The organism is Stygiolobus caldivivus (genome assembly GCF_019704315.1).
Classification (GTDB): domain Archaea; phylum Thermoproteota; class Thermoprotei_A; order Sulfolobales; family Sulfolobaceae; genus Stygiolobus; species Stygiolobus caldivivus.
This window is the reverse complement of the sequence record NZ_AP024597.1, coordinates 2199214-2224165: the sequence shown is the minus strand read 5'-3', so window position 1 is coordinate 2224165 and position 24952 is coordinate 2199214. Positions and strand designations below refer to the sequence as shown.

Below are 24952 nucleotides of genomic sequence, written 5' to 3'. Positions count from 1 at the left end.
TCAGTCACCTCCTAACCATTCTTCTTCAGGCTTAGTGGATAAAGCAGAAAGTAAGTGCCTTTCACTTATTATATCGCGTATAGAAATAACGCCAATGACTTTATCTAGGCCGTCAAGAACTACTAGGTGTCTGATGTTATGTTGGTGCATTAGTAAAGCTGCCTTACCAACGGGGTCGTCCTCCTTAACGGTAAATAATTTTCCCTGAGTCCCCAGCTCTTCGACGGGCTTGTTCAAGTCTTCGCCCTTCGCTACTGCCTTTAACAAATCCCTCTCGGTAAATATACCCACTGCTTTTTCACCGTCCATGATCAATACGGAACCCACGTTGTTCTGTGCCATTAATTTTACGGCGTCTAACGTCCTTGTCCCTTTTGAGACCTTGATTGGGGGTCTTGTAATTAAACTCTTGACTTTAATCCCACTCATAAATACTTATATCGAATTTGTAAACTATAAATCTTTCTCAAATTAGTTATGAAAGAAAAATATTAAAATAGGTTTAAAGAAGAAAAAATTCAATAATAAGTCTTTTAAAGAAAAATATTCAAAAAAGGGAAAAGAGCTACTAAGTGCTAAATGAGGGAGCCTATAGAAATGAGTTCATTGTAAAATGATAAGGGGCAAGGTCATTATAGGATTTCTAGCGAATTTCCTAGGCAAGTTTAAGATCTTTTATGGTATGACGAAAAAAGAGGTTAGAAGTGACATTGCAAAATGCTTTAACTGTCGTTTGAAAGTGTTTTATCGAGGTTCTCATAGAAGTAATAATTGATGACTTCGTACTGCTCTTTTCGTGTCATCATTTTGTCCAGTAAGTTTTTCTGCGTACCCTCTTTAAGGAGGACTTCAAGGGCTTCCTTCATAGCCTTGGCAGCTACGCGGAAGATAGTTACTGGGAAGATGACATACTTGTAACCTAAATCCCTGAATTCTTCGGCCGTTATAAAAGGCGTCTTTCCAAACTCCGTCATATTAGCTAACAAAGGGGCCCTGACTTCTTTTGAGAACTTAGCAAATTCCTCTTTGCTTTCCAGTGCCTCTGGGAAAATTACATCAGCACCGGCTTCTAAGTAGAGCTTGGCCCTGTTTATCGCGTCGTCTAAGCCGTTTATAGCCTTAGAATCAGTCCTCGCTATTATTAGCATGTCCCTCCTAGCCTTAAGGGCGGCCTTGATCTTTAAAACCATGTCCCTCGGTGTTATCACTTCTTTTCCCTCCAGATGCCCACATTTTTTAGGTAATACCTGGTCTTCTATTTGGATCGCATTAGCACCTGCTTTTTCAAGCACTCTAACAGTCCTATACACGTTAATCGCCTCTCCAAAGCCCGTATCAGCATCTACTATTATTGGTAAGTCCGTTACTTCCCTTATCCTCCTGACCATCCAAGCTAATTCATCTAAGGTTATCATACCCAAATCTGGTAGCCCTAAAGAGGACGTGAGGGCCCCACCGGATAGGTATACGGCTTTAAAGCCTACCTTCTCAGCCAATAACGCGGTAAAAGGGTTAAACACGCCCGGTATAACTAGGAAATCAGACTTCCTTAAGACTTCTGACAAATTCCCCCACCTTCATATCGTCGAAGTTGTTAATTATACTTATCTGCCTTTTAGTCAGACCCAACCTCATTGCTTTCTCTTCTAACTCCTCATCACTCATAGGGTTATTGTAGTGCCCTCTTGGCACCCTGACTTCTTTGCTAAACTCGCCCTGATCAGTGATTACCGTGACCTTTGTAGGTAGCTCATTGGGGTAGACTTTAGTATAATCTTCCCTCTCTACTACTTCGACCTTGTCCATCAGTGACTCTACTTCAGAGTTGCCTATCAAAGAGTAGGAGTCCAACCAGAAGTCTTTCCTCAAGAGACTAACACTAACTATAAAAGGTAAACTGTGATCGGCTGTCTCCTTATTTTGAGGCCTCCATTTATCACGGCTGTCAGCGAGGATCGTCTTTCCGGCCTCATAAGTCTCCACCAAGACTTTCCTTATTTCACCTCTGTAGTCCAGAGATAAAGACGTCTCGACAGCAGCTTGGGCATGGTATTCTACGGGGTATTTTTTTATGAAAGTCCTTAATATCCCATTCCCGTCTAGTTTAATTTTTTCTACGTCCATGTCCTTGGCAATTACCGTAGAGAAACCGAAAATTCCAGAGAAGGGGAGTTCTGGTCCAGTGAGCCCCGCTCTGGCGAGGAGTGTCGCGAAGACGGCATTCCTAACGGCTTCTGCAGCTGCACCTGCTTTCCACATAGACAGTTTACCGCTCCTCGTCTCCCTTAATGCTACGTGAGGGATAATTGAAAGCGATATAGCGTTCTTAGCCTTAGCCCTATCTAGTGAAAGTAAGTTAGAGAGGGCTGATGCTGTAGCTACCTCAAGGAAATTTACGTGGTCGAACCCCTTCTTCCTTAGGGATGTCGTATCACAGAGGTTTACTCCAACATCGTATCCCACTACTATAGCCCTTATTATATCACTGCCCTTCACTTCGGTGGAGACCGATAATAGCCCGCCTATCATATCGCTTGGGTGAAGGGGCTCCAAGCCCAGATATGTATCATTAAAGTCTAAGTACCTTATTAGGAGTGTATTATAAAAAGATGCAAAGTCAGGTGTAGCGTTAAAGAAACCCAATGTAGGGGCTCCTCCTTGAAATACGGAGGAAAGCCCTTCCACGATTTTAGCAGGAGGAGAATTTTTAGACGCCATAGCCACTGCTATCGAGTCTAGTACTCTCCTCTTGGCTTCCTTATACGCTCTGTCATTAATGTCCTGGACTGAAGTCACATACTCTGCTAATATATCTGAAAGATCCATAACTTATTAGTTTAATTAATGATAATAAATTTAGTGAGGTAAATTTAAATAAGATAGATGAGAAGCTTCTCTTGTGATAAACCATGACAAAAGTCGCATTTATTGGAGCAGGTAAGATAGGTCAAACAATAGCGTTTAACGTAATCATGGGCGGTTATGTTGATGAGGCAATAATTTATGATATAATCCCTGAACTCCCAGAAAAGTTTGAACATGAGCTTAGACATGCTTTAGCATCTAGAAAACTTAAGACCGAGGTTCTTGGTACTAACAATATTGACGATGTGTCTGGGTCTGATATAGTGGTAATTACAGCGGGTAAGCCAAGGAAGCCTGGGATGAGCAGGAGGGACTTGTTTGTAGATAACGCTAAGATAATGATAGATTTAGCAGATAAAATAGCAAAGAAGAACAGAGGTGCTATTTACATTATGGTAGCTAACCCAGTAGATATGATGGCCTCGGTATTTATGAAATATTCGGGGGAGTACACAATAAGTACCGGGGATCAGGTAGAGACAATGAGGATGAGGTCTTACTTAGCTAAAAAACTGAAAGTCCCCGTATACGATATTAACGGGTATGTGGGGGGAGAACACGGAGAGGACGCCGTAGTATTGTGGAGCACGGTTACGGTAAAAGGAAAGCCCTTTACAGAAGAGATGGGAGTCAGTAAGAGTGAGGTCGAAGATTACGTAAAGAAAATACCGGGCGAAATAATAAGAGTCATGGGTGGGACTACATGGGGGCCGGGAACCATTATTGAAGAGATTGTAAGGGCAATAGCGTTAAACGAGAACAAGGTGATGAGTATAGCGTTCCCCCACAAGTATGAGGACGAGGTCATTCATGTAAGCGAACCAGTAGTAGTAGGAAAGACCATTGGGCCTTCCTTAGAGCCTCTATTAGACGAAAAAGACAGGTGGCACCTGATGGCCTCTATTAAGGACTTCTACAGTGTGTACAAAGAGAACTTAAAACAGCTTGAAGAGAGCATAAGCGCAAAATAATCGCTTTTTTGCCCAAGGAATTAGTTAAAAGAAACTTTTTCGTCTCTAACATAATATTTGTCTTCATAAACGATTAAATGTCATGGTGTCTATCTAACTCTTTCTTCCATCGCCTTAACTCGATACGCGTATTGCATATATTTTTAGTAAGTGCTCATATTTTCTTTTAGTTATTATGCGTGTGTATAAACTAGTTAAGCGTGTAAAATTTCATAACAATCCATCCGAATACGGGTTAGCGATGATACTATTCACCGCTTTCCTTTAAAGGGCCCTCTAACGGGCAAACGGTAAACGTATATGGGAAACGATGACGGTATTTGTAAAAATAAACTTGAATTGTAATTTTTGAGCTTATTCTTTATATATTTCGATATCAATAATGATATCTATGAGACGAAGGAGAAGATTACGCCATATTATACTGTCGATCCTGAGTAGTAAAGGTGCTATGACCGGGGCTCAAATAATGAGAGAGATCGAGAGAGTAACTCAAGGTTTTTGGAAGCCTTCACCAGGGGCGATCTATCCAACTCTCGATAAATTACTGGAGGAGGGTTATGTAGTTATAAGCAAGGTCGATGGGGCTCAAAAGTTCTATGAAATTACTGAATTAGGGAGAGAATTTCTAAGCCCAAAACACCAACTGGAGACGATAATAGAAGAGGTCGTCTCAGATCTAAGGTTTATTATGGAAAATAAAGACGAACTTGACCAGGAACTGAAAGATAAACTTAAAAAAGTGCTTCAGGAGGTGATGTCGTCCCTTGATAGAAGTTGAGCACATCTCGAAAACCTTTCGCATTAAATCCGGGGAGATCAAAGCCTTAGACGACGTGAGTTTTAATATCCCCAGTTCTGGGGTGGGAGCACTAGTAGGGCATAACGGTGCAGGAAAGACTACACTGATAAAAATCCTCTCTACACTGATTATCCCAGATAAAGGTGACGCTAGGATAAACGGTGTCAGTATTAGGGAAGAGAAAAAGGTGAGGAAAAACTTGGGTGTAATGATGGTTAGCGAAAGGGCGTTTTATTTTAGGCTTTCAGGTTTTGATAACTTAGTTTTCTTTGGCATTATTCAGGGGCTTTCCATATCCGAGGCTAAAAGGCGAGCTAAAGAGCTCCTTGAACTGGTAGGCCTTTCAAGCTTTTCAGACGTCCAATATATGAAGTATAGTACCGGGATGCAGAGAAAGCTAGCGCTTGCTAGGGCTTTACTATTAGACCCACCGGTAATCCTCTTAGACGAGCCTACATTAGGCATGGATCCGGTAAGCTCTAGAGACTTCAGGAGCTTGGTCAAGAGCTTGTCTAAAGAGGGTAAGACTATCCTGATGACCTCTCATAACATGAAGGAGGTAGAGGACCTAGCTGATAAGATAGTTTTGCTAAAAAGAGGAAAAATAGTAGCTCAAGGGACTAGAGAGGAGATAGTCTCGAATATAGGTAAAATAAAGGTCGTACTAACAGATACCGTACCGAAAGGTTACGAGAAGTATGTGAGCGGTTTCCTCCACGGGAGGGTCTTATTGAGGATACCTGATAAGGACGTAAAAATATGGGGGGACGTGATAGGGGTTGAAGAGCCCACATTAGAAGACGCTTTCGTATATTTTACAGATGAGGAGATAGACAGTACGAGGAACAGGAGGAGGGGAGGGTTTAGGAGATGGGAGGGATAATAGACAAGTTATACGCTTACATATATTTAAGGGGTTTTAAAATATGGGCTAGTTATAGGACTCAACTGGTACTAAATGTCTTATCTTGGGTGTTGCCGGTATTTACTTATTACTTTGTGGGGACGTCATTAGGAGGAAATATAGTGAGATCTATCGGGTTCAGAGGAGAGTCTTATATCTCATTTATTGTAGTAGGCCTAGCGTTTCAAGGTTACATATCTTCAGTAATAACTACTCTAAGCGGGAGGCTGAGGAATGAACAGCTATACGGGACTATTGAATACTATGTCCTATCTTCGGGCGGTGTAATATCCTTCCTTGTTTACTCCGCGTTATGGGGCTTTACCATCAACACTGTTAACGCTGTAGTGATCCTTGCTATTGGTTATGCGTTGGGCGTTAAATACGATATAAATTTCCTCTCCGCTGTCGTACTTATCTTATTACTCCTTACTTCATCATTAGGGCTAGGTATGATCTCAGCCGGGTTCACAATGATCGTAAAACAGGGGAACCCCATATCATTCTTCTTTGCCACTTTCACCACATTGACTACTGGAGTCGTGTTCCCAGTGTCGGTACTCCCTTCGTTTATTAGGTTTGTAAGTTATGCGATACCTTTGACCTGGGCACTTAACGGTTTGAGGTATGCGATACTTGAGGGATATACGGTATTCCAGTTATCTGAATATGTTCTAGCTCTCCTACTATTTACCGTAATTCTACTACCTTTAGGGATAGCATTTTATTCGTATTCGTTCCAGAGGGCTAGGAAAAAAGGGACATTAAGCGAATATTGAAACAAAGTTAATTTTTAATAATTGTCAAGAATTTTATCCATTAATGCAGAAAGTATTTGAAAACAACAACATAAACGTGCAGGCGTTTGCGCAAGACATAGAGAACTCCCTGAAAACCGACGGTTGGCAGACTACTCTGACCCAGAACGGCCCCAACGACTATTTAATCAGGGGGACTAAAAGGGCTGGGCATATACATCATAAAGAAGAAGAAATTATTGTGAGGATCAAGGGAGACCCCAATAACGTAATAGTGATTGTAGAGGAGGAGAATATAGGGGGGTTTGGCAGGATGTGGATAAACTCTAAGTTATTAGGAGAGATGGAAAGAAAAGTTAAGGACGGGTTTTACTCCTACTAGTTGGTTTTTTACTTTTTTATTTATTTATTTGCTTACACGCCTCTGCTTTTATCTTTACTTTAATTTCCTTTCTTTTGATTTATCGTGACTTTCTTTAAAATCATTCATCCTCCTTTTAGCTGAACTAGTGAGACTTAACAAGGCTAACTCCATAATAGCCCTGCGTACTTTTTCTTTATCAGCCTTACTCCACCTCTTTATGGCCCGTATTGAGTCTAGGTCTACAGAGGCGATTATCTTTTTAGAGGTTTCTTCAGCTTTCCTGACTACGTCATCTACTATGTAGTCTACGATCCCTATTTGCTTAGCTTCTTCAGCGGTAATTTCATCAGAAGTAATCGCAAGCCTTGTTACAGCCCTGCCCCACAGTCTGTGGCCTACGCTGATAGCCATAGGGGGGATCAACCCCAGCTTAGCCTCAGGTATGGAAAATTTCGAGTCTTTATTAGCTATAACTATGTCACAAAAGAGGAGTATCTCACATCCTCCTCCATACGCCAGTCCGTTTACCGCACAGATGAGTGGCTTTTCCAGTTCCATCATAGACTCTACAGCGGAGAAAAGAGTGTTAAAAAAACGTTTCGCATCCTCGACACTATTTAACTCCAGCATAGCATATATGTCATCTCCTGCTGAAAATGCCCTCCCTTCTCCGGTGAGCACCACTACTTTAACGTTATTATCGCCGTTCGCCCTCCTCATTTTTTCTCCCAGTTCCTCCCAGCTCTTTTCGTCAAAGGCGTTCAGCCTTTCCACTCTGTCTAATATGACCCAAGCTACCCCGTCTTTAACCTGATATTTCATCCTTACCAGCCTCCTTTATAGCCCTTATTATGTTAATATACCCAGTACACCTACATATGTTCTTCACAGAGTACCTCAGGGTCTCGTCAGACGCCTCAGGGTCTACATTTTTAAGGTAATCATAACTTACCATGAGGAAACCGTGGGTGCAATAACCACACTGAGACGCATAGTTCCTGACAAAAGACCTTGTGAGGTGGCTGGCATCCAACCCCCTTATAGTCTTAATATCAAGACCCACAGCTTGTATCGCTAAGACTAAACACGACTTCACCGAGACACCGTTAAGTATCACGGTACAAGCACCGCATTTTCCTTCATCGCACCCCCTCTTTACTTCGACAAACCCGTTTCTCCTTAAGAAGTCAAGTAACAACGTCCTCGGTTCTACTGTATCTTCTATGAGTTTACCGTTTACTTTGACCCTTATTTTTATCTCGCCAGTCGCCATTACCCCTATACCGGTCTTCCAGTTAATCTTCCTCCCTTCTATTAGGTGTATTTCTCGGTAGTCCTCGTCAAAAGTATTAATAAGGTCTTTTACGAGCTTTATCCTCCCTTCACCGGTCATGTGGTGGTCTGATAAAGGTTTCTCGTTATATCCCTCTATGCTTTTTACCAGTTCTTCTTTACTTTCACCTTCGAGCAATATGGGTTTAGGGAAAACGCCTCCAATAGAAGCGTGTAACTTTCCGTTACTTTCCTTTAATAAGGCTAGTACTGCGATGGGATAAGCCGAACCCCCTTTCTTTATAACTTTAAAGTAAAGTTTAGCATCTCTAGGCTCTTTTACTGATACTTCAGTTATTAGTTCACCTTCCCTTAGGGTAGTAGTGTAGGGGTTATCATATAGTTCCTTTACCTTTATCCTCCTACTGCCTTTCTTGCTTACAGCCTTGACTTCAGCCCCTAGGACTATTAGTGCAGGGTAATAATTCGCTGAGGGGTCTGCATTAGCTAGGGAACCCCCTATAGTCCCCCTATTTCTAACTTGCAGGTCTGCTATGGTTATCGCGACTCCCCTTAATAGGGGGACATTAGATGCTATTTCGTTATGTCTGGTTAACGCTCCAATAGTATAAGTGTTACCTTCCCTCCTGATAAAGTCTAGGTCTAGCTCGTTTATGTCCACCAAGCTTTCAAAGGGTATCCTAAGCCTCAACATAGGCAGGAGGCTCTGGCCCCCCGCGAGCGGTCTCCCTTCTTCCAACGCGTCTAAGGCTTCTTCTAACGTCTTCACCCTAACATATTTAAAAGGCCTCGGTATACCTAAGGCAAACACTTAAATCACCCTGATCGGGGTCTCACTTATCCTCTTCTTTACTAACCTGGACACCGCGTTAGCTATAGCTGCCGGAGCACCCATTATGGGGCCTTCTCCCCCTCCGTACGCACCTGAAGGGATATAGGGAGAAGGGGTCTCAAAGTGTATAAACTCTATTTCAGTCCCTACTAGGTCGCCTAGCGTTAACGACTCATAAGAATCTAGAGTGGTAACTATAGGGTTTCCCCTTTCGTCATATTTGAGTTCCTCGTATAACGCCATGTTAATCCCGTGTACGATACTCCCGGTCATGATCCCTTCTAGGATGTCCTTTTCAAGTATTTTCCCTATGTCATGTGCTACTACGTATTTGATTACCTTAATTTGTCCTTCAGACATTTTAACTACAGCTAAATGGGCGTTAATCCCGTAACCTAGGGCTGAGTTTATCCTATTCCCTTCTACCGGCCTTAGAAGAGGGGAGTAATAGTACCCTGTCGATGCTAAGGGAAAATTAACGTTAAAGGCTGAGGGGTTCCAGTGGTATGCCGAAACTAACCTCCTGATGTCAACTGACTTCCGGGGGTCTTTCGGGTCTACGAACTTCCCTCCTTTTAAGACTACGTCTTCCGACTCTAGGTACTTCTTTGCTAGGGTCGTCAGTTTCTCCTTCAAGTCTTCAATTGCCCTCATCAATGCACTGACTACTACTGGTGCGAACCTACTGGAGTAGCTCCCACTGGCGAGGTTCCAAGGCTGGTCAGTGTCTACTTGGTTGGTTACATTTACTTCTTCGGGTCTGAGCCCGAGTTCCCTGCATACTATGTCTACAATAGTAGTTTCATGTCCTAAGCCTTCATTTGTACCGTTAATGAAAACAGACAGTGTACCGTCCGGGTTAAAACTCAAAGTTATGTAATCAGCGGATGCTGAATGCGGGTTCTTCCTATTATCTAAGGCTAAGTCCACGTAGGCGAGGTTTGTCACTGAAGGTTCAACAAACACGGCCAAGCCTACTCCTGCATCTCCCCTATTTTTCCACTTTTCGTATTCTTCTTTGATCGACATCACCACCTTCACGTAGTCCTGCTTGGGATAGAGGCCGCCGCCTGGTGTCTCATAGAACTCTACACCGTCAATTACGTTGTCGAACCTTGTTATTAAGTTCTTTAACCGTAGTTCGAACGGGTCAATACCCAGCTCATCGGCGAGGTGGTCTACAGCAGTCTCAAGGGCGAAGAAGAAGGAAGGTGCACCATATCCTCTGTTTAGTCCAGTAGGTGATTTGTTAGTTACGACTACCCTGTACCAACCTGAAATGTTCTTTATATCATAAGCGCCGTTTAGGCACCCTTGTACTCTGAATAGGGCTCCAGGCTCTGGAGGCCTCACATAAGCCCCTACGTCTTCAATAAAGTTATACCTTATCCCGAGGATCTTCCCGTCTCTATTCGCGGCTATTTCTACTTCGCCCTTTCTTTCAGCCCCAGCTGAACTCGCTATGAAGTGCTCCGTCTTACTTTCATTCCACCTTACCGGTACGTTTAGTAGCTTAGACGCAGCGGCTGCCAACGTGATATAAGGGTATACCTCGTACTTGATTCCGAAACTACCGCCTATATCCCTAGGTGATTTTAGCTTGAGTTTAGTTACCGGGATGTTCAAGGCTTTAGTTATGAAGTACGCTTGGAGCATAGGCCCTTGTATATTGGACCATACAGTGAGCTCGTCTCTAAAGTAGGCCAGGACTCCGTAAGGTTCTAAAGGCATGGAGGAGTGCCTGCTAAACTTAAACGGGTGGGAGATAACTACCTCAGCTTTTGAAAAGATGTTAGGGTCACCGAAGGAAAAGTGCTTGTCCATAACGACGTTGGTACCTATTTCCTCATGGACCAAAGGTTCACCTTTAAGTGCGTCTTCAATTGAAACGACGGGCTTTAATTCTTCAAGTTCCACTTGTACGTAGTCTAATAAGTCTATAGCCTTATAGTAGTCTTTAGCTAATACAAGGACTATGGGTTCCCCCACAAACCTGACCTTACCCCTAGCGAAAGGGTAATATGCGACCTTCTTATCAACGGTGACAGGGAACGGGTTTATGATAACCTTTGAGAGTTCTTCCGGCGTAAGGGCTATACCACCGTGGTCAATGACGTCTTTCACGTCTATTTTTCTAATTATCCCGTGGGCTATTGGGCTCCTAAAAATAGCCATATTTAGTGTACCGGGTAGGTCGGGCAGGTCGGATATGTACATACCTTCCCCTTTAACCGCTCTCTCTCCTTCAATATACATAAAATATACATTGTATTGAAACTTAATAAACAAAATTATTCAAAGGTATTTAACCAAGTTATTTGTACACCGAATTGCACTAATGGTAATGGGTACAAAACTGACTACGCTGTAGCTATTAGCGTAAAGTTGCTGTAGAGCTTAGCTGGGCGGCTTACGTTTTTATTGTGAATTGAAATAACCTATCTTCATTAGGTAGTTAATTAAGTTATTTATAATTATTATGAGAAGATCCATATAACTAAATGTAACTAAATTTTTGTTTTAAATCGAGTAAATGCCCGTGATTTATAGTAAGCTATGTGTGTGCTAAAACTGGCAATATGTCAACGAGCGAAGCCACGATACCGAATAGTAAAAGGATCTCTACTAATAATAGTATTAAATCCCATTTGTCGACTTTGTCCTCCTGATGCCTTTCCTTTTCTTCGCTCATAATTAGGAATAACTAATTGACATTTATTAATAATTGTTTTGCCACCTATTATATGAGGATAGGTCAACTCCAAAGGTTAGGTAAAAGGGCTTAATAGGACAAGATTTAATGAAAAATCGTAACAGTTAAGGACCCTGAATGTTTACTTTAATAGGACGACCAATGGCTCTTCACGAATCGTAATTTTCTCTCTTAAATTAGTATAATCCGTGTACAAATAATACATTATACGTAAGGTGTTATACATTAAACTAAATTATAACCGCTTATAGACACGTCGCTTTATGCTCTACACGATCCACGTATTAATATTGTTGTTTTTTAGTGTATATTTAATGTGATAATCTTAGCCTATTTAGACAAATGGAAATCGCAAAGTAAACATGGATCGCCCTATTAATATTGATACTTAGTTTTACGCAATATGACTAAAATTTTAGATTATTTATGTAAGAGTGTGTGATACACGCACGAATTTAGTAAATAAATATTAGACACAAGGGCTTTTACGCAAAATGTTATATCAAGTATAATGTCTACTAAGCTTACCTCATAGGTCTAGATCCACAAACAGTCATTGAAAGGCTTAGCTAACTTCTCTACACCATAAAATTGGTGGGCGAGTAGATTAGCTTTAATACTGAGTTCGGTCACCTATCCCCGTTTTTCGACTCTAAACAGAAATAAATATATCTATACGTAAGAAACAGAAAAAATGTCAATATTCCACTATATTAAAGAACAGCTAATCAGTAAATTCTTGGTTTGACTTTTTGAACTAGCGATCGGCTATTTAAGTTTAAACGATATAATTGAGATATGCCTAGTATACCGGTAGTAGAGTTACACAACGTAAAAAAAGTATACCAAGGAAAAGTGCCCGTAGTGGCGTTGAAGGGCATTGATTTGCAAATTAACGAAGGAGAAACTGTAGCTATTCAAGGCCCTTCAGGCTCAGGGAAGACGACCCTCCTAACAATTATCGGTACCCTCAGTAAGCCCACTGAGGGAGACGTTATAATTTACGGTAAGAACGTCACTAAGATGAAGGATAAGGAAATAGCTAAGATAAGGAACCAGTACATAGGGTTTGTGTTCCAGAGTTATAACTTAATTGAAAGGATGACTGCGATAGAGAATATAGAGCTACCTTTGATCGCGCGAGGAGTGCCTAAATCCGAGAGGAGGAAAGTAGCGTTAGACGTATTGGCCAGGTTGGGGCTAGAACATTTAGCTAATAAAAAACCTAACGAAATGTCAGGAGGCCAGCAGCAGAGGATAGCAATTGCGAGGGCCTTAGCACAGAACCCTAAACTCCTTTTAGCTGACGAGCCTACGGCAAACCTCGATACCGTATCGAGTAAGGTAGTCATGGAGACCTTTATAAAAGCCAATAAAGAGTTCGGGACTACCATAATCCTTGTAACTCATGAACCTGATATTGCGTCTTATGCTGAAAGGAAGGTCCACGTAAGGGACGGTACGATAGAGAGGATAGAGGGGTGATGAAGGGTGAAGAGAGAGTTCCTTTACAGTATGTTAATAGTAGCCTTAGTCTTAAGTTCGATTTCAGCATTCGTCGCTTCTTCTAACGTAGTCATAATAGCCAGAGGCCCCGCACCTCCTGTTACTGCAATTGAATGGGGTTCCTTGGTACAGCCACAAAACGCTACACCGGGTGATATTAATATACCTCTATTCGTGGTAGTTAGGGCTTTTGCTATAGGTGCTTCAATAGAATCTATGGAGTATCAGCCTTTTGGTCAGCAGTTCGTAGCAATACCGGGTTATATTCTATCAGCCAATTCCACACAGTCCATTATAGTATTTTACCTTACGATCCCGCAAAACGTTTCACCGGGCCTTTACAAGGTCTTCTTAGGTGTAAATTACACATATGATGGTGGTGTGGTCGAGTCAAGCCAAGAGATCCCCATTTACATATCACCCGTAGTTTACCCAAAGGTGACCTTTGAGTGGGGAAACGGCAATTTCGTGTCTCCGGGTGAGGGCCTATCCCCGTTAACCGTGATAGTGGAAAACCCGAGCAGTAAAATAGACAGTAACGTAATGGTCTCCGTAGACTTGCCTAAGGGTGTTTACAGCTTATCCGGTAACCAAGTCGTAAACTTCACCATACCCGCAGTACAACCTTTCTCCGTAGTTTCCAGTACACAGATGGTCAACGTGTCGTCATCAGTCTCTCCGGGGTATTATAAGGTAAACTATACAATAACGTTCACGGACCAGTTAGGAGGTGTCCACTCGAAGACGTTTAATAACGGTAGCATTTTCATATACCCCAAGCAACCGCTTACTGTAAAGACAGACCCAATACTCCTATACCCGGGTAAGATAACGAGCTTAACGGTGTACCTTAACTCTAGCGGTGTTCAACTCACGTCCTTTAATGTAGAGTCCCAAAACATAATTATTTCGAGCTATAATATAACTACTCCCATCTCTTTTGAAGGGGTACTCCCAATACAAGTTAACTTATATGCACCGTACGGTACAACGCCCGGGGTATATCCCGTGACGATATCTGGGTCATATACATATGGGGGCGTCGAGTATACTTTTTCAGTCCCCGAATACGTAGAGATTGACCTTAACGAAAGTGGACCGGAAGTAGTGTCCATAAACTGGTTGACCCCTCCTTACCCCGGGAGTAGTGCACAAGGTGAGCTCACTGTCTTCAACCCTCTACCTTACCCAGTCTATTCCCTGAATATATCCACTACCTCCCTACCCTTATCTCAGCCCTATTATACTTTACCCGAAATACCTCCCTTTGGGTCTTCTCAGGTAGAAGTTGAGTTTATAATTCCTAAGGACGCTGAACCCATATACCACCTAACGTTTATGATAAACTATTTCACGGAGTATGGTAGATATAGCTCTATAAGCAGTATAATCACGCCAATTTATAGCCAGCCCTTACTAAGCGTGAAACTGTATCCTAATACTGTAGTCCAAGGGCAACAGACTCAGGTAGTCCTTTACCTAAAAGACCTCTCAAACCAGTCCCTATACGATATCCATGTAAGTGCCGTGTTTAGTGGAGTCCAACTCGTCGGCTCAAGTAATAATACGATATACGAACTGGAACCGTCTTCTACTTCACCTTTAGCCTTTAGTATATACGTGCCGTCCTACTTAGCTACCGGCGTATATCCGGTAGAGGTAAGTGTCGAGTATTATTACTCTGGCATACAGAACACACAGACATTTACAATACCGCTTATAGTGACTCAAGCAGAAAATGGCGTCGCAGTTACGGTTAGCCCATCAACACTATATTACCAAGTCTCTCAGCAGGTAAAAATAGTGGTCTCAAATAATGGTAATAGTACTCTTACCGACCTGAACTTGAAGATATATTCAAACCCGCAAGTCTTGTCTTTATCTCAGACACAATTTAACCTACAGATACTGCCTCCGCATGAAAATTACACTTTTACCGTTAACGCTTTCTCTCCGATATCATCAACAGCAGTTGCACCTTTATCAGTAAGTTTACAATACCAGACCCAGGACGGTCTAGTCACTTATAACGAAAACTTTTCCATAATGATTACTGGACTAATTTCAATAGAGGTACTACAGCCTTCCCTGACCTTAGTTAACAATAGTGAGATCTTTCAGGCTACTCTCCTTAATGAAGGAAATACACAGGCTAATAACGTGATCGTCTATTACCCGGGAGGCAGTAGCTATATTGGACAGCTACCTACTGCCTCACCTTTACCCATTTCCATTACATTACCTTTTGATGAACCCAACGTGAGCATCGTTATATCTTATCAGACTCCGACGTACCAGACAGTAAATATGACGTATAGCTACCACGGTACAATAACAACGATTTCTGTCCCTACTTCACAGCCATCACACCACAAGTTCTCGGGGATAGCTCTAGTCCTTGTAATTATAATAGTAGTCGCTATAATCCTGTTCTTAGTCCTTAAGAAGGTGAGAAGACATGAGAGCAGTTGACACTTTCGCCTACGCTTTTTCTTCATTATTTGAAAGGAAGACTAGGGCTATCTTAGTGATCTTAGGGATCTTGGTAGGCCCGCTGATAGTAGTGTCTTTGATCGCGACCATTCAGGGGTTTGATATCGGCCTCACACAAGACTTGACCAGCTTCTTCTCTCCCTTGAACATTTATTTATCACCTAAAGGACAAGGTACTCTAAACCCTTACGTGATAAACAGTATTTCGCACCTCCCCGGTGTGAAAGCCGTAGTCCCCTATTATTTGATCCCTGCTTATATAGCTACCCCTAAGGGGTTAGAACCTACCGTTATATTTTCAATGGACATATCTTACATAAAGGTAGTTATACCCGGTCTGAAGTTACAGAGCGGTATCCTCCCCTCAGAGACATCGTATAACGAACTAGATGTAGGTTACTATATCGCGAACCCGCAGTATTCAGGTCAGCCTACATACCACACTGGAGACATAATGGTAACCTATATCCTCTATCCTGACGGTCAAAAAGAGGCTAAGACGTTCCTAGTAGTAGGGCAATTAGCTCAGCTTACTTCTTTCGGCGGTGCTAATTTTAACCAAGCGTTATACGCGCCTTTTTCTCTCGGAGAGAGCGTTTGTGGTACAAACTACTCGGGGGCTATTGTGGTAGCGTCGTCAGAAGCCGAAGTGCCTACTCTGGTCAATGAAATAAAGGATGAGTTCGGGAACTACGTACAAGTTACCGCAAGTACACAGATCTTACACCTAGTTAATGAAGAACTTTCTTCTTTCGAAGCGTTACTGTTAGTCGCAGGAGTGGCTTCTTTTGTAGTAGCCTTCTTTACTGTCCTAGCTACAATGTTTACTGCTGTGGTGGAGAGGACTAGGGAGATTGGGCTCCTCATGTCCTTAGGCTTCACGAGGACGCAGGTAATGCTGACATTCCTAACAGAGGCTACAATAATGGGAATAATAGGAGGAGGAATAGGGACTATATTGGGTTATCTAGGCTCTTTTGCCCTCACAAGCTTGGCCTTTAGTGCGGGTGGAAGACATAATGCGGCTTTTCAGATCCAACCTTCAATATCTATATTACAGCTTATAGGTATATTCCTCGTAATAGTGTTGATTACCACTATTGCTGGTATTGTCCCTGCGTATAGGGCGTCTAAAATAGAGCCTGCGAAAGCACTGAGATACGAGGTGTGAAAGGTTTTGAAGCTTTATGACCTAATTAGGCTTGCGTTAGGCGCCTTATTCGAAAGGAGGACTAGGGCAATCTTAACAATCTTAGGTATAGTCGTGGGACCATTAATAATTGTGGCAATTACCGCTTCCGTCCAAGGGGTCTCTGACTCAGCATTAGGTTTGATCGAAAAAGATATCTCGCCGCAGGACATTATAGTCGTCCCTAATGGAAAATACATTTCTTCTTATGTCGTGGAAACGTTATCCCAGATACCCGGCGTTAAAGTAGTCGTACCTTATTATACCATCGCGGCCACAATGCTTACTCCTCAGGGGCCAAAACCCGTGACTATACTGTCGGCTAATTTGAAGGAGTTAGAAGTAGCCCTACCCGGGTTGGGGCTACAAAACGGGCTGTACCCCGCAGGGAGTTCCCTAAACGAAGTCGACGTAGGCTATTATATAGCTACCCCCCAGTACCTAGGACAACCCACTTATCACACGGGCCAAGAGATCACATCGTGTATATTACTGCCCGATGGTAGTAAGAAGACCATAACGTTTTTCGTGACCGGCGAGTTAAATAATTACGGTATAACATTAGGTACAATTGACATAAACAGAGGGCTCTTAGCTTCAGACTCATTAGGTAGGTCGATTTACGGTTCAGAATATTCAGGAGCCATAGTTGTTGCGTCTTCTTTAGGTAATGTTCAAAACATAGTGAACCAGATACATACGTACTTGGGTTCTTATGTCCAAGTATTTACTACCCAAGACGAGATAACTTTTATTCAACAGCAGGTATCGGCATTTAACTTGCTATTAGCTATTGTAGGCTCAGCGTCTTTTATAGTTGCGTTCATCAGCGTTTTGACTACGATGATTACTGCTGTGGTGGAGAGGACTAGGGAGATTGGGCTCCTCATGTCCTTAGGCTTCACGAGGACGCAGGTAATGCTGACATTCCTAACAGAGGCTACAATAATGGGAATAATAGGAGGAGGAATAGGAATACTGATAGGCTATCTCAGTTCTTTTGCGTTCCTAGACCTCATACTTAGTTCACCGATTTTTAGGGGTTTGAACGCGTCGCCGGAGTTTTATCTGGGGCAAGGAATCGGGCTCTTCATATCAATAATGATAATTACCACTATTGCTGGTATTGTCCCTGCGTATAGGGCGTCTAAAATAGAGCCTGCAAAGGCACTGAGATACGAGGTGTGAATGGAGCTAAAATCGAAACTTATTCGACCTGACCTCCTGCTCGAGGACGTGAAGAAAGGTCTTCCTAACTTATACCTTCCATCCAATACCAACCGGGAAATAGCTTATCTTGGATCTTTTCGAACGTATCATCTTTTGCATAGTTTATTGTTCTTATGTCAACTTGCTATGTCGCCAAGAATATACTTGTTTTTTTAAAATAACTCCTAACATAGTTGTAATTTATTTTGATAAAGTTCCCATATTTATACATAAGGATTTAAACATTTTCAAAATGATAATTAAAGTTTAATAAGGACCTACATCGCTAGGAACTTAAAAATCTAATGAATATTATGATGCAAAAAGTTAGCATAAAAATTTTGGGCACTTTACAAGATTGCTTAAGCGTCTATTACAAATTGTAATATTCTTCATGGAATTAATATAATTCATTCACAAATAATAGAATATGTATGGTTAATTCTTTACAATAGTATATGCTATAATGTCCTTGATGTACGCTTTATACACTACTCTATGTTAATATTACTTAATTTGCAATTAATATTTAAAACCTCACTTTAATAAGATAAATACAAATTTCGAAAGAGGTTTGAATTGCTGAAGTCACGCGAACTACATAAGGCTTGTTTAGTATATCAGATTAGGAGATGTAACCTTTAAAGCCTCAGGGAGTTCGCATTATATGTTATATACTGACTTATAGTAGGTTCTAACTAAATAAACATTTTTAGTTTTATAACCCTATATTTAATGATAATTATTGATTTAAAGGTGTTAAAATTTGAAAAAAGTAAAACTTATATTACACTATAAGCTTAGTGATCTGGAATGATAAGAATTCTCTACGTAAGCATAGGCGAGCCTACTTTATCTGGAGCTACTACAATTATTACTGAAATAATAAAGAGGAGTAAAGCTTTTGGTATATCATTTGGGATACTAGAACTATTAGGAAAAAAAGATAGGAGTATTACTGATGTATACCCGCAACTAGCTTCTAATATCGAAATGCACAAGATAATCAGAATACCTTTTTCTACGAGAAATATAATAGGTAAAAGTTATAGATATTTACTCCGCAATGTCTACGTACGCTACTTGGTGAATAAGTATTTGAAAGAATATGATTTTGTGATAGGCTTCTGGACATCAAAGACTATTAATATATTATACCTAGAACCATTTCTGAAGTTTCCTCTATATAAATTTTGGCTTAACCTCATTAGAAAAACTAATCCGATAGAAGGGACTATATGGTTTCTGAATACCTATTTTTCATATAGGAGAGCAAGGAAAAATAAAATGAACATCTGCCTCGGAAAAGTCCTCATGGAAAAGGTTTATAATGAATTTGGGCTCGAATGCAAACCATTAGAACCTCCAGCCGGTATAGATCTAGATTTAATTAATAAGTCAGAACCTCTAGGAGAATTTTCATTCGATGCTATTAATGTTGCCAGGCAGGGGTTTATGAAAGGAACACCGGACACTATTTACGTAATGAAAGAATTGAAGAAATATGGATACAATTCATTCGCAATTGTAGGGCCTGCAGATAACGGATTCGACATAGAGAAATACATAGCCGATACTGAGGGAATAAAATATTTCGGTAAAGTTGAGGATAAATCTTATCTTTATTCTATAATGAAATCCTCAAAAATTATGGTTTATCCCTCCTATGTTGACTCGTTTGGAATAGTAGTGGCAGAAGCACTAGCTAACGGAATACCAGTAGTGGCATATGATATCCCGGCGATAAAGTATTATTACGGTGATTGTAAAGCTGTGAAATTAGTCAAAACTGGTGATAAAGAATCTTTGTTAAAAGCAACATTAGAATTTCTTAGTAGTTATAAGGAATACAGAGATGTTGCCTTAGAATGTGCTAAGAAATACAGTTGGGATAGTACAGTTTATTCTTTCTCCAGCATAGTAAAGTCCTTCAAGGAAGGTAATCGGTTATGAGGACGTAAAAAAGGAGGAAAGAGAAAAATACTACAAAAACGGGATACAACCTCTGACGGGATTTAAATGAAGTTGATAGAGGCTACGAGGGAGGAAATAAGGGGAAAGATAGGGTTAATGCCAATAGGCAGTATAGAGCAACACGGACCCCATTTACCCCTAGGGACAGACGGTATAATCGCGGAGTGGATAGCTCAAAGGGTGGAAGAGAAGTTTAGAGATAAAGTCCTCTTGTACCCTACACTTTACTACGGCTGCTCAAAGGAACACTACGGTTTCCCCCACCTTTCAATCGGTTACATAAACATGTTTAATTTCCTTATGGACATAGTAACTACCTCTAAAAATGCGGGGGTCTCATCTCTGGTCATTGTAAACGGACATGGAGGTAATGAATCTGTTTTAGACCTTGTGAGGAGAGAGACTAATATGAACGGGGATAAATGCTTTAAAGTCCATGTTTTCTCGATGGTAGGAAGAGATAGAGAACTCTTTAATGTAATAGATATGCACGCAGGGTCTGCGGAAACTTCTAGGATTTATGCTATCAATAAGGAGCTAGTTAGAAAAGAAAATCTAGAGTCAGTAGACGACTACACAGTAAATGAAGGGGTGTTTAAGACTATACCTATTAGTGAGGCAAATAAATACGGTATTATTAATATTGGTGGTAAAGTGGAGATCGATGAAGATAAGGGTAGGAAGTCACTTGAAAAAGCTGTCGATGAGTTATCCATTTTAGTAAGTAAAATAATTGAAGAATTAAAGAAGTGTAATAACCGGGCTTAAACTCAAAAACGTGTATGGCTGATTTTAAATGACAAAGGTTGGACAATATTAACAAGATAGCCCTCATAGGAGCTTTCAGGGCTTTAGGTGGGTCTTTAATATGGCCTTTTATAGGGTACGCATTATATACTGTTTATAAACTTCCCCTTACCGTGGTTTCGTTATTTTACCTTTTACAAGGCGTTATAGGGTTAGGTGCTTATTATGTAGGAGGTATTTTGACCGATACTTTAGGTAGAAGAAAAGGCATGTATTTAGCTATCACCATGGCGTCTATTTCAATAATGATGGCCTCTCAAATTGCTTCAGCGATTCTCGTGTCTACGCTAATCTTAGCCCAAACTTTCTTTAACGATATTTATTTTGTCGCGTCTACGTCTATTGTAGGTGACATTTTTGAAGACGACCTCGACAGCCTGATCAGGGCCTTTAGTAGGCAAAGAGTAGGGATAAATGCCGGGTGGGCTATAGGACCGCTGGTCGGTGGATATATCTTTCAAACTTTAGGTTTTAATAAGCTACTGCTCATAGCGGGTTTTATTGCCCTAATACCTATATACTTTGTAAGGCTATTACCGGAGTTCCGTGGAGGTGTTGAAGTCTCATTCACTGTCTCTAAAAAATTACTCAAGTTCCTCATACCTTCAGCACTGATTTTCATGCTTATGAGCCAATTAGGGTTCGGGTTAATTACTTTTTACACCACAGTAACCCATTTTACTGTTGTCCAGGTGAGTTTTCTCTTTATGATAAACGGGATGATGATTGTAGTCCTGCAGGACTATATCGGAAAAATGCTTTCTAATGTTAGGAAATTCCTACCTTTAGGATGTATAATATACGGTGTGTCGTATTTTGCAGTAGCGTTTATTACCAACTTCTCTGAGGCTGCGGTGGACATAATTTTTATCACTTTGGCTGAAATTATTGTTTCCCCCTTAGTCCAAGCTGTGGCGACGTCTTTTACCGAGAAGAGGCAGAGGGGAAAGCAGATAGGAGTATTCGGGATATTTACCTCATTGGGTAGGGTCTTTGGCTCTTCCTTAGCAAGCTACTTAATGACTTTCTTCCTTTATTCACCAATCGTCTTGTGGGGACTACTCAGCTCTTTAGGGTTTTTGTCAGCTATACTGTTCTTTCTAGCGTTAAGGACCTTCAAGCCAGCTCAGAGTCAAGTACGCTGAGTTTTTAACTAGCTCCACTACGTTAAGCATTTCGTTCTTGGTTAGACCGTCTATGAAAACTATTTTGGCTATCTGTATTGACTTCGGGACTTCAGCATCGGGTGGGAGCAGGAAGAATTCTACGTTCATCCTCATTAGCTCTCTCTTTATGTTCCTAAGTAGTGAAGGTTCCTTTTTTATTTTATTTAAGTCAAGGTCTACTACTGTAGTAACTATATAATATGTAGAATTAGGGTTAGTCCTGATAATTGAGACTTTAACGCCTTCACCGATAGGCGGTGCTATTGTAATATGAAAATAAAAGTTACCGCTAGCTATTTTCTCTACTTTCATCCCTAACTCTGTAAACCAGTCATATATCTGGGAATCCGCTACCACCTTAACTACACCTCAGGGCAGAGTCTCCCATTGACGAGTCTACTTTATGCTGAGCTGTACTCTCCGCTATACTTTTTATACTTTTAATAACACTATCTGGCTGTAAATTAGAAGGGAATATGAAAACCTCACCTTTTCTATTCAACCAGTGCGCTTTCATGTTTAAAGACTTAGCTACTAGCACATCATAGGGATTTGAAGAAATTAACATAATAGAAGGGATAGGTGAATTAACTTTTTTACTAACATATTCGAAGAACTCCCTGGAAGGCTTATATCTTTTTACGTCTTCTGAAGATATTACATCTTGAACAAATACATCAAGGTTATTCCTGACCAGTAACTGTTTTACCGACATTTTGTCTAAATTTGTGACGATATATATCCTCGCTCTATAGCTTAGTTCCTCTAAAAACAAAGAGTCTTCGTATAAAGGTGACTTAATTAATTTATCCCTCCACTCCTTGTACGCCGTATCTAAAATAGAGGAATAACTTACGTAGACTCTACTCAGAGAGTAACCGTTTATTACACACTGTATTTCTCTCACTACTGATGCAAATTTCTCTTCAGGCTTTATCAGACTATCGATTACGTTAAATAAAATAACATACATATTATGACACCTTATCTCTGCTTTTCAGATAATTTTCAATCCACATCTTTGTGAGCTCCTTTTGTTTGCACTCATTACACACATCCGTGTATTGAGCAGCCCCAAGGAAACCGAATTGGACTAATAAAGTGTCTACTTTTCCCTTTATCTTTACTGTACCTATAGGTTTTCCACAATATCTACATTTAGTCACCTTAGCTTGGTTAACTCTAACTTTCTGGAGTTCTTTAAACTTAGCTATCCTCTCGACTTTTATAGCGTTTTCTGGGCAGTTCTTAACACACCTCTGCGAACCTATACAATAAGGGATATTGTATTCAAGAGACGTAAGGTCATTCTGTGTTTTCATATCAGGGACAAGCATTTGACATGCCCTTACACAGACACCACATAAAACGCATTTCTCAGGGTCTACCTCAACATAATACACTCCGGGAATTTCTGCCTCTGCGTCGATATTTACTTTCTTAGCCATCTCTTCTAACGCCCATAAATAGAGCGACCTTCTCCTATAGCGGTTTAACGAGACCCCCTCCGGGATTTGAGACCTAGGGAGTTTAGTCTCTAGGGCCGGGATCTTCTCCCCCGTTTTAACCTTGACAACACTCAGGTTAGTCCCCGGGAAAACATTAGGGATCTCCTCGACTCTTTTCCTGACCATATCATCCTTGGGGTCATAAAGGATAACAGGGATTAAACCTGATGCATAAGTTGCCAATACGAATGATTCATGAATAGACGCTACGCTGGGAATCAAGAGAGGGAAAAGGTCTTCCCCCTCCCCTAGGTCTAAGTTCTTTTCAGAAGTAAAGACTACGCCTTGTGGTTTCTCCGCCGAGTTATACTCCTTTACAATTTCGTTTATGAAAGATATGAACTGCTCAGTGGTAAAATTAGGCATCTCTAGATAACCTAGGAATCCCTTTGCTGTGCAATACCCGCACCCAGAACATTCCTGGGGTGAAGTTATGGTAACACCTTCCACAGATTTAGCGATGAGGCCTTTAGGACAAGACTGAATTAAAATATTAATCTCCCTTTCAAAGGTTAAAGCGTCAAAGAGGATTGGGTAGGATTTGTACTCATATAACCTGAACCTTATTAAAGACCTCCTGGTCACCGTAGTAGCCTTCACGGGCTGGAGCCTATAAACAAAGTCTTGTTTTGAGAGCTTCTTAATATAAGCTTTTAACAATACCTTAGAGTATTTAGGGCTTTTCCCCAGGAACCATGAAAGGGGTAGCACTTCAACAGCTAAAGGGCTTATCCCTAATTTTTCGTCTACACTAGATATGAAGTCCTGTTCGTCCTTTTCGGATACTATTAGCAACCCTTGTAGTTCATTACTTTTCACATCTTCGATCAAGTAGTCCCCGAACTCAGCAATATAAGGTAGGTTAGTCTCCTTATAGAGTTCTACTAAGAGCTGGTCACCTAATTTCTCTCTCGCTGTCTTCGTTACGATTAAGCCTATTCTCAATTCCCTTCCCCTATTAAATACTCCCTTTCGACCTCCAACCACTTCCTCAGTTCCTCACAGACCACTCTATATATATTTGCCCTCTTATCATTGATCACGTCATTTGCCCAGTCTGGTATCCAGCTATAGATGTGAGTTGTAAAGAAGTTCCTCTGGTCTGCCCTATTTTTATATATATCACCACCTTTCTGCAAAATTGTAATTTCCTCTTTTATTAGAACGCTCATGAAAGCTAGAATTGTAACTATGTTGTCGGGCTCTGGCTGAAACTCACCCAGCATATAATTTAACCTGACGTTTCGTGAACGTAAGAACCTAAGTATATCGTTATATCTAAAACTCGCTACTTTTTCCCCCATTAACGAGAAGAACCTCTTACTTTCAACCGGTGTCAAAGGTTTCACTCCGAGACCGGTCAAAAACAGTGTAGAATATTCTATCAATAACTCAGACTTTGCAGAGTTGAGCACCACGTCCTTTATGCGTCCTACATCAACGGCATCCTTATCTATCCCTAGAGAGGACACTTTCTCTAGTTTTTCCCTCATCTTAGTATAGTCCTCTTCGTGAAAGTTATAATAGAAAAGTGTTGAAAAAAGGTCATAAAGTAAAAACCGTAATGAGGCTTGGTCTAAGGTAGAGAGTGACATAAA

Annotated in this window: 23 protein-coding genes; 12 read left to right on the top strand and 11 right to left on the bottom strand. The window is 41.0% G+C overall.

The genetic code is table 11. From position 1 onward, the window contains the following. The 3 genes from KN1_RS11015 to KN1_RS11005 form a co-directional block, all read right to left on the bottom strand. Entirely contained in the window at window positions 1–429 is a 429-nt protein-coding gene (locus KN1_RS11015) for a CBS domain-containing protein (RefSeq protein WP_221287628.1), read from the bottom strand. Between the two features lie 293 nt (window positions 430–722). Further along, window positions 723–1565 carry a methylisocitrate lyase gene (gene prpB, locus KN1_RS11010; RefSeq protein WP_221287627.1) on the bottom strand — a complete coding sequence of 281 codons (843 nt, stop codon included), beginning with the start codon at window positions 1563–1565 and terminating at the stop codon, window positions 723–725. Beyond that, window positions 1540–2826 (bottom strand): MmgE/PrpD family protein, encoded by a 1287-nt coding sequence (locus tag KN1_RS11005; protein WP_221287626.1) that lies wholly within the window; start codon window positions 2824–2826, stop codon window positions 1540–1542. The genes prpB and KN1_RS11005 overlap by 26 nt, the downstream gene beginning before the upstream one ends. 83 nt (window positions 2827–2909) lie before the next feature. Between KN1_RS11005 and KN1_RS11000 the strand changes: the two genes are divergently transcribed. From KN1_RS11000 to KN1_RS10980, 5 genes are all read left to right on the top strand, one after another. Further along, window positions 2910–3836, top strand: coding sequence for a lactate/malate dehydrogenase family protein (locus KN1_RS11000; protein ID WP_221287624.1), 927 nt, complete (start codon window positions 2910–2912; stop codon window positions 3834–3836). A 391-nt stretch (window positions 3837–4227) separates the two neighbouring features. Further along, a complete protein-coding gene (locus tag KN1_RS10995) occupies window positions 4228–4617 on the top strand; it encodes a PadR family transcriptional regulator (RefSeq protein ID WP_225905667.1) in 390 nt (129 codons plus the stop codon). Further along, window positions 4604–5521, top strand: coding sequence for an ABC transporter ATP-binding protein (locus KN1_RS10990; RefSeq protein WP_221287621.1), 918 nt, complete (start codon window positions 4604–4606; stop codon window positions 5519–5521). The genes KN1_RS10995 and KN1_RS10990 overlap by 14 nt, the downstream gene beginning before the upstream one ends. After that, window positions 5509–6321 carry an ABC transporter permease gene (locus KN1_RS10985; protein WP_221287619.1) on the top strand — a complete coding sequence of 271 codons (813 nt, stop codon included), beginning with the start codon at window positions 5509–5511 and terminating at the stop codon, window positions 6319–6321. The genes KN1_RS10990 and KN1_RS10985 overlap by 13 nt, the downstream gene beginning before the upstream one ends. 43 nt (window positions 6322–6364) lie before the next feature. After that, window positions 6365–6682 (top strand): hypothetical protein, encoded by a 318-nt coding sequence (locus KN1_RS10980; RefSeq protein WP_221287617.1) that lies wholly within the window; start codon window positions 6365–6367, stop codon window positions 6680–6682. Window positions 6683–6736: 54 nt separating this feature from the next. On the opposite strand, the gene KN1_RS10975 is transcribed toward KN1_RS10980, so the two are convergent. From KN1_RS10975 to KN1_RS10960, 4 genes are all read right to left on the bottom strand, one after another. Then, window positions 6737–7486, bottom strand: coding sequence for an enoyl-CoA hydratase/isomerase family protein (locus tag KN1_RS10975; protein WP_225905666.1), 750 nt, complete (start codon window positions 7484–7486; stop codon window positions 6737–6739). After that, complete coding sequence (locus KN1_RS10970; RefSeq protein WP_225905665.1) at window positions 7470–8768, bottom strand: FAD binding domain-containing protein; 1299 nt, start codon at window positions 8766–8768, stop codon at window positions 7470–7472. Before KN1_RS10970 ends, KN1_RS10975 begins: the two co-directional genes overlap by 17 nt. After that, a complete protein-coding gene (locus KN1_RS10965; RefSeq protein ID WP_221287610.1) occupies window positions 8769–11045 on the bottom strand; it encodes a xanthine dehydrogenase family protein molybdopterin-binding subunit in 2277 nt (758 codons plus the stop codon). Between the two features lie 298 nt (window positions 11046–11343). Next, window positions 11344–11481, bottom strand: coding sequence for a hypothetical protein (locus tag KN1_RS10960; protein ID WP_221287608.1), 138 nt, complete (start codon window positions 11479–11481; stop codon window positions 11344–11346). 819 nt (window positions 11482–12300) lie between these two features. Here KN1_RS10960 and KN1_RS10955 point away from each other — a divergent pair. From KN1_RS10955 to KN1_RS10925, 7 genes are all read left to right on the top strand, one after another. Continuing rightward, entirely contained in the window at window positions 12301–12987 is a 687-nt protein-coding gene (locus KN1_RS10955; RefSeq protein ID WP_221287607.1) for an ABC transporter ATP-binding protein, read from the top strand. A 6-nt stretch (window positions 12988–12993) separates the two neighbouring features. Next, on the top strand, window positions 12994–15480 hold the full coding sequence (locus KN1_RS10950; protein WP_221287605.1) for a COG1361 family protein: 2487 nt from the start codon (window positions 12994–12996) through the stop codon (window positions 15478–15480). After that, entirely contained in the window at window positions 15467–16672 is a 1206-nt protein-coding gene (locus tag KN1_RS10945) for an ABC transporter permease (RefSeq protein WP_221287603.1), read from the top strand. Before KN1_RS10950 ends, KN1_RS10945 begins: the two co-directional genes overlap by 14 nt. Before the next feature lie 6 nt (window positions 16673–16678). Next, window positions 16679–17878 carry an ABC transporter permease gene (locus tag KN1_RS10940; RefSeq protein ID WP_221287602.1) on the top strand — a complete coding sequence of 400 codons (1200 nt, stop codon included), beginning with the start codon at window positions 16679–16681 and terminating at the stop codon, window positions 17876–17878. Window positions 17879–18712: 834 nt separating this feature from the next. Next, the gene (locus tag KN1_RS10935; protein ID WP_221287601.1) at window positions 18713–19852 is read left to right on the top strand and encodes a glycosyltransferase family 4 protein; all 1140 of its coding nucleotides are present in this window, start codon (window positions 18713–18715) and stop codon (window positions 19850–19852) included. Between the two features lie 66 nt (window positions 19853–19918). Then, window positions 19919–20641, top strand: a complete 723-nt coding sequence (locus tag KN1_RS10930; protein WP_221287600.1) for a creatininase family protein — start codon at window positions 19919–19921, stop codon at window positions 20639–20641. Window positions 20642–20679: 38 nt separating this feature from the next. Then, entirely contained in the window at window positions 20680–21825 is a 1146-nt protein-coding gene (locus tag KN1_RS10925; RefSeq protein WP_221287599.1) for an MFS transporter, read from the top strand. On the opposite strand, the gene KN1_RS10920 is transcribed toward KN1_RS10925, so the two are convergent. Genes KN1_RS10920 through KN1_RS10905 form a run of 4 tightly spaced genes read right to left on the bottom strand, consistent with a single transcriptional unit; the run spans window position 21787 to window position 24949 of the window. Next, on the bottom strand, window positions 21787–22203 hold the full coding sequence (locus tag KN1_RS10920) for a DUF2299 domain-containing protein (protein ID WP_221287598.1): 417 nt from the start codon (window positions 22201–22203) through the stop codon (window positions 21787–21789). The genes KN1_RS10925 and KN1_RS10920 overlap by 39 nt on opposite strands. A 1-nt stretch (window position 22204) precedes the next feature. Continuing rightward, a complete protein-coding gene (locus KN1_RS10915) occupies window positions 22205–22819 on the bottom strand; it encodes an HAD family hydrolase (protein WP_221287597.1) in 615 nt (204 codons plus the stop codon). Between the two features lies 1 nt (window position 22820). After that, window positions 22821–24299, bottom strand: a complete 1479-nt coding sequence (locus KN1_RS10910; protein ID WP_221287596.1) for a 4Fe-4S binding protein — start codon at window positions 24297–24299, stop codon at window positions 22821–22823. Next, window positions 24296–24949, bottom strand: a complete 654-nt coding sequence (locus KN1_RS10905; protein ID WP_221287595.1) for a TorD/DmsD family molecular chaperone — start codon at window positions 24947–24949, stop codon at window positions 24296–24298. Before KN1_RS10905 ends, KN1_RS10910 begins: the two co-directional genes overlap by 4 nt. Window positions 24950–24952 lie beyond the last annotated feature (3 nt).

What these genes read in the sequence shown, in the direction of transcription:
- KN1_RS10960 (WP_221287608.1), bottom strand. Translation starts at nt 11,481, where the DNA reads ATGAGCGAAGAAAAGGAAAGGCATCAGGAGGACAAAGTCGACAAATGG.
- KN1_RS10995 (WP_225905667.1), top strand. Translation starts at nt 4,228, where the DNA reads ATGAGACGAAGGAGAAGATTACGCCATATTATACTGTCGATCCTGAGT.
- KN1_RS10905 (WP_221287595.1), bottom strand. Translation starts at nt 24,949, where the DNA reads ATGTCACTCTCTACCTTAGACCAAGCCTCATTACGGTTTTTACTTTAT.
- KN1_RS11005 (WP_221287626.1), bottom strand. Translation starts at nt 2,826, where the DNA reads ATGGATCTTTCAGATATATTAGCAGAGTATGTGACTTCAGTCCAGGAC.
- KN1_RS10985 (WP_221287619.1), top strand. Translation starts at nt 5,509, where the DNA reads ATGGGAGGGATAATAGACAAGTTATACGCTTACATATATTTAAGGGGT.
- KN1_RS10975 (WP_225905666.1), bottom strand. Translation starts at nt 7,486, where the DNA reads ATGAAATATCAGGTTAAAGACGGGGTAGCTTGGGTCATATTAGACAGA.
- KN1_RS11015 (WP_221287628.1), bottom strand. Translation starts at nt 429, where the DNA reads ATGAGTGGGATTAAAGTCAAGAGTTTAATTACAAGACCCCCAATCAAG.
- KN1_RS10930 (WP_221287600.1), top strand. Translation starts at nt 19,919, where the DNA reads ATGAAGTTGATAGAGGCTACGAGGGAGGAAATAAGGGGAAAGATAGGG.
- KN1_RS10955 (WP_221287607.1), top strand. Translation starts at nt 12,301, where the DNA reads ATGCCTAGTATACCGGTAGTAGAGTTACACAACGTAAAAAAAGTATAC.
- KN1_RS10980 (WP_221287617.1), top strand. Translation starts at nt 6,365, where the DNA reads ATGCAGAAAGTATTTGAAAACAACAACATAAACGTGCAGGCGTTTGCG.
- KN1_RS10965 (WP_221287610.1), bottom strand. Translation starts at nt 11,045, where the DNA reads ATGTATATTGAAGGAGAGAGAGCGGTTAAAGGGGAAGGTATGTACATA.
- KN1_RS10945 (WP_221287603.1), top strand. Translation starts at nt 15,467, where the DNA reads ATGAGAGCAGTTGACACTTTCGCCTACGCTTTTTCTTCATTATTTGAA.
- KN1_RS10915 (WP_221287597.1), bottom strand. Translation starts at nt 22,819, where the DNA reads ATGTATGTTATTTTATTTAACGTAATCGATAGTCTGATAAAGCCTGAA.
- KN1_RS11000 (WP_221287624.1), top strand. Translation starts at nt 2,910, where the DNA reads ATGACAAAAGTCGCATTTATTGGAGCAGGTAAGATAGGTCAAACAATA.
- KN1_RS10935 (WP_221287601.1), top strand. Translation starts at nt 18,713, where the DNA reads ATGATAAGAATTCTCTACGTAAGCATAGGCGAGCCTACTTTATCTGGA.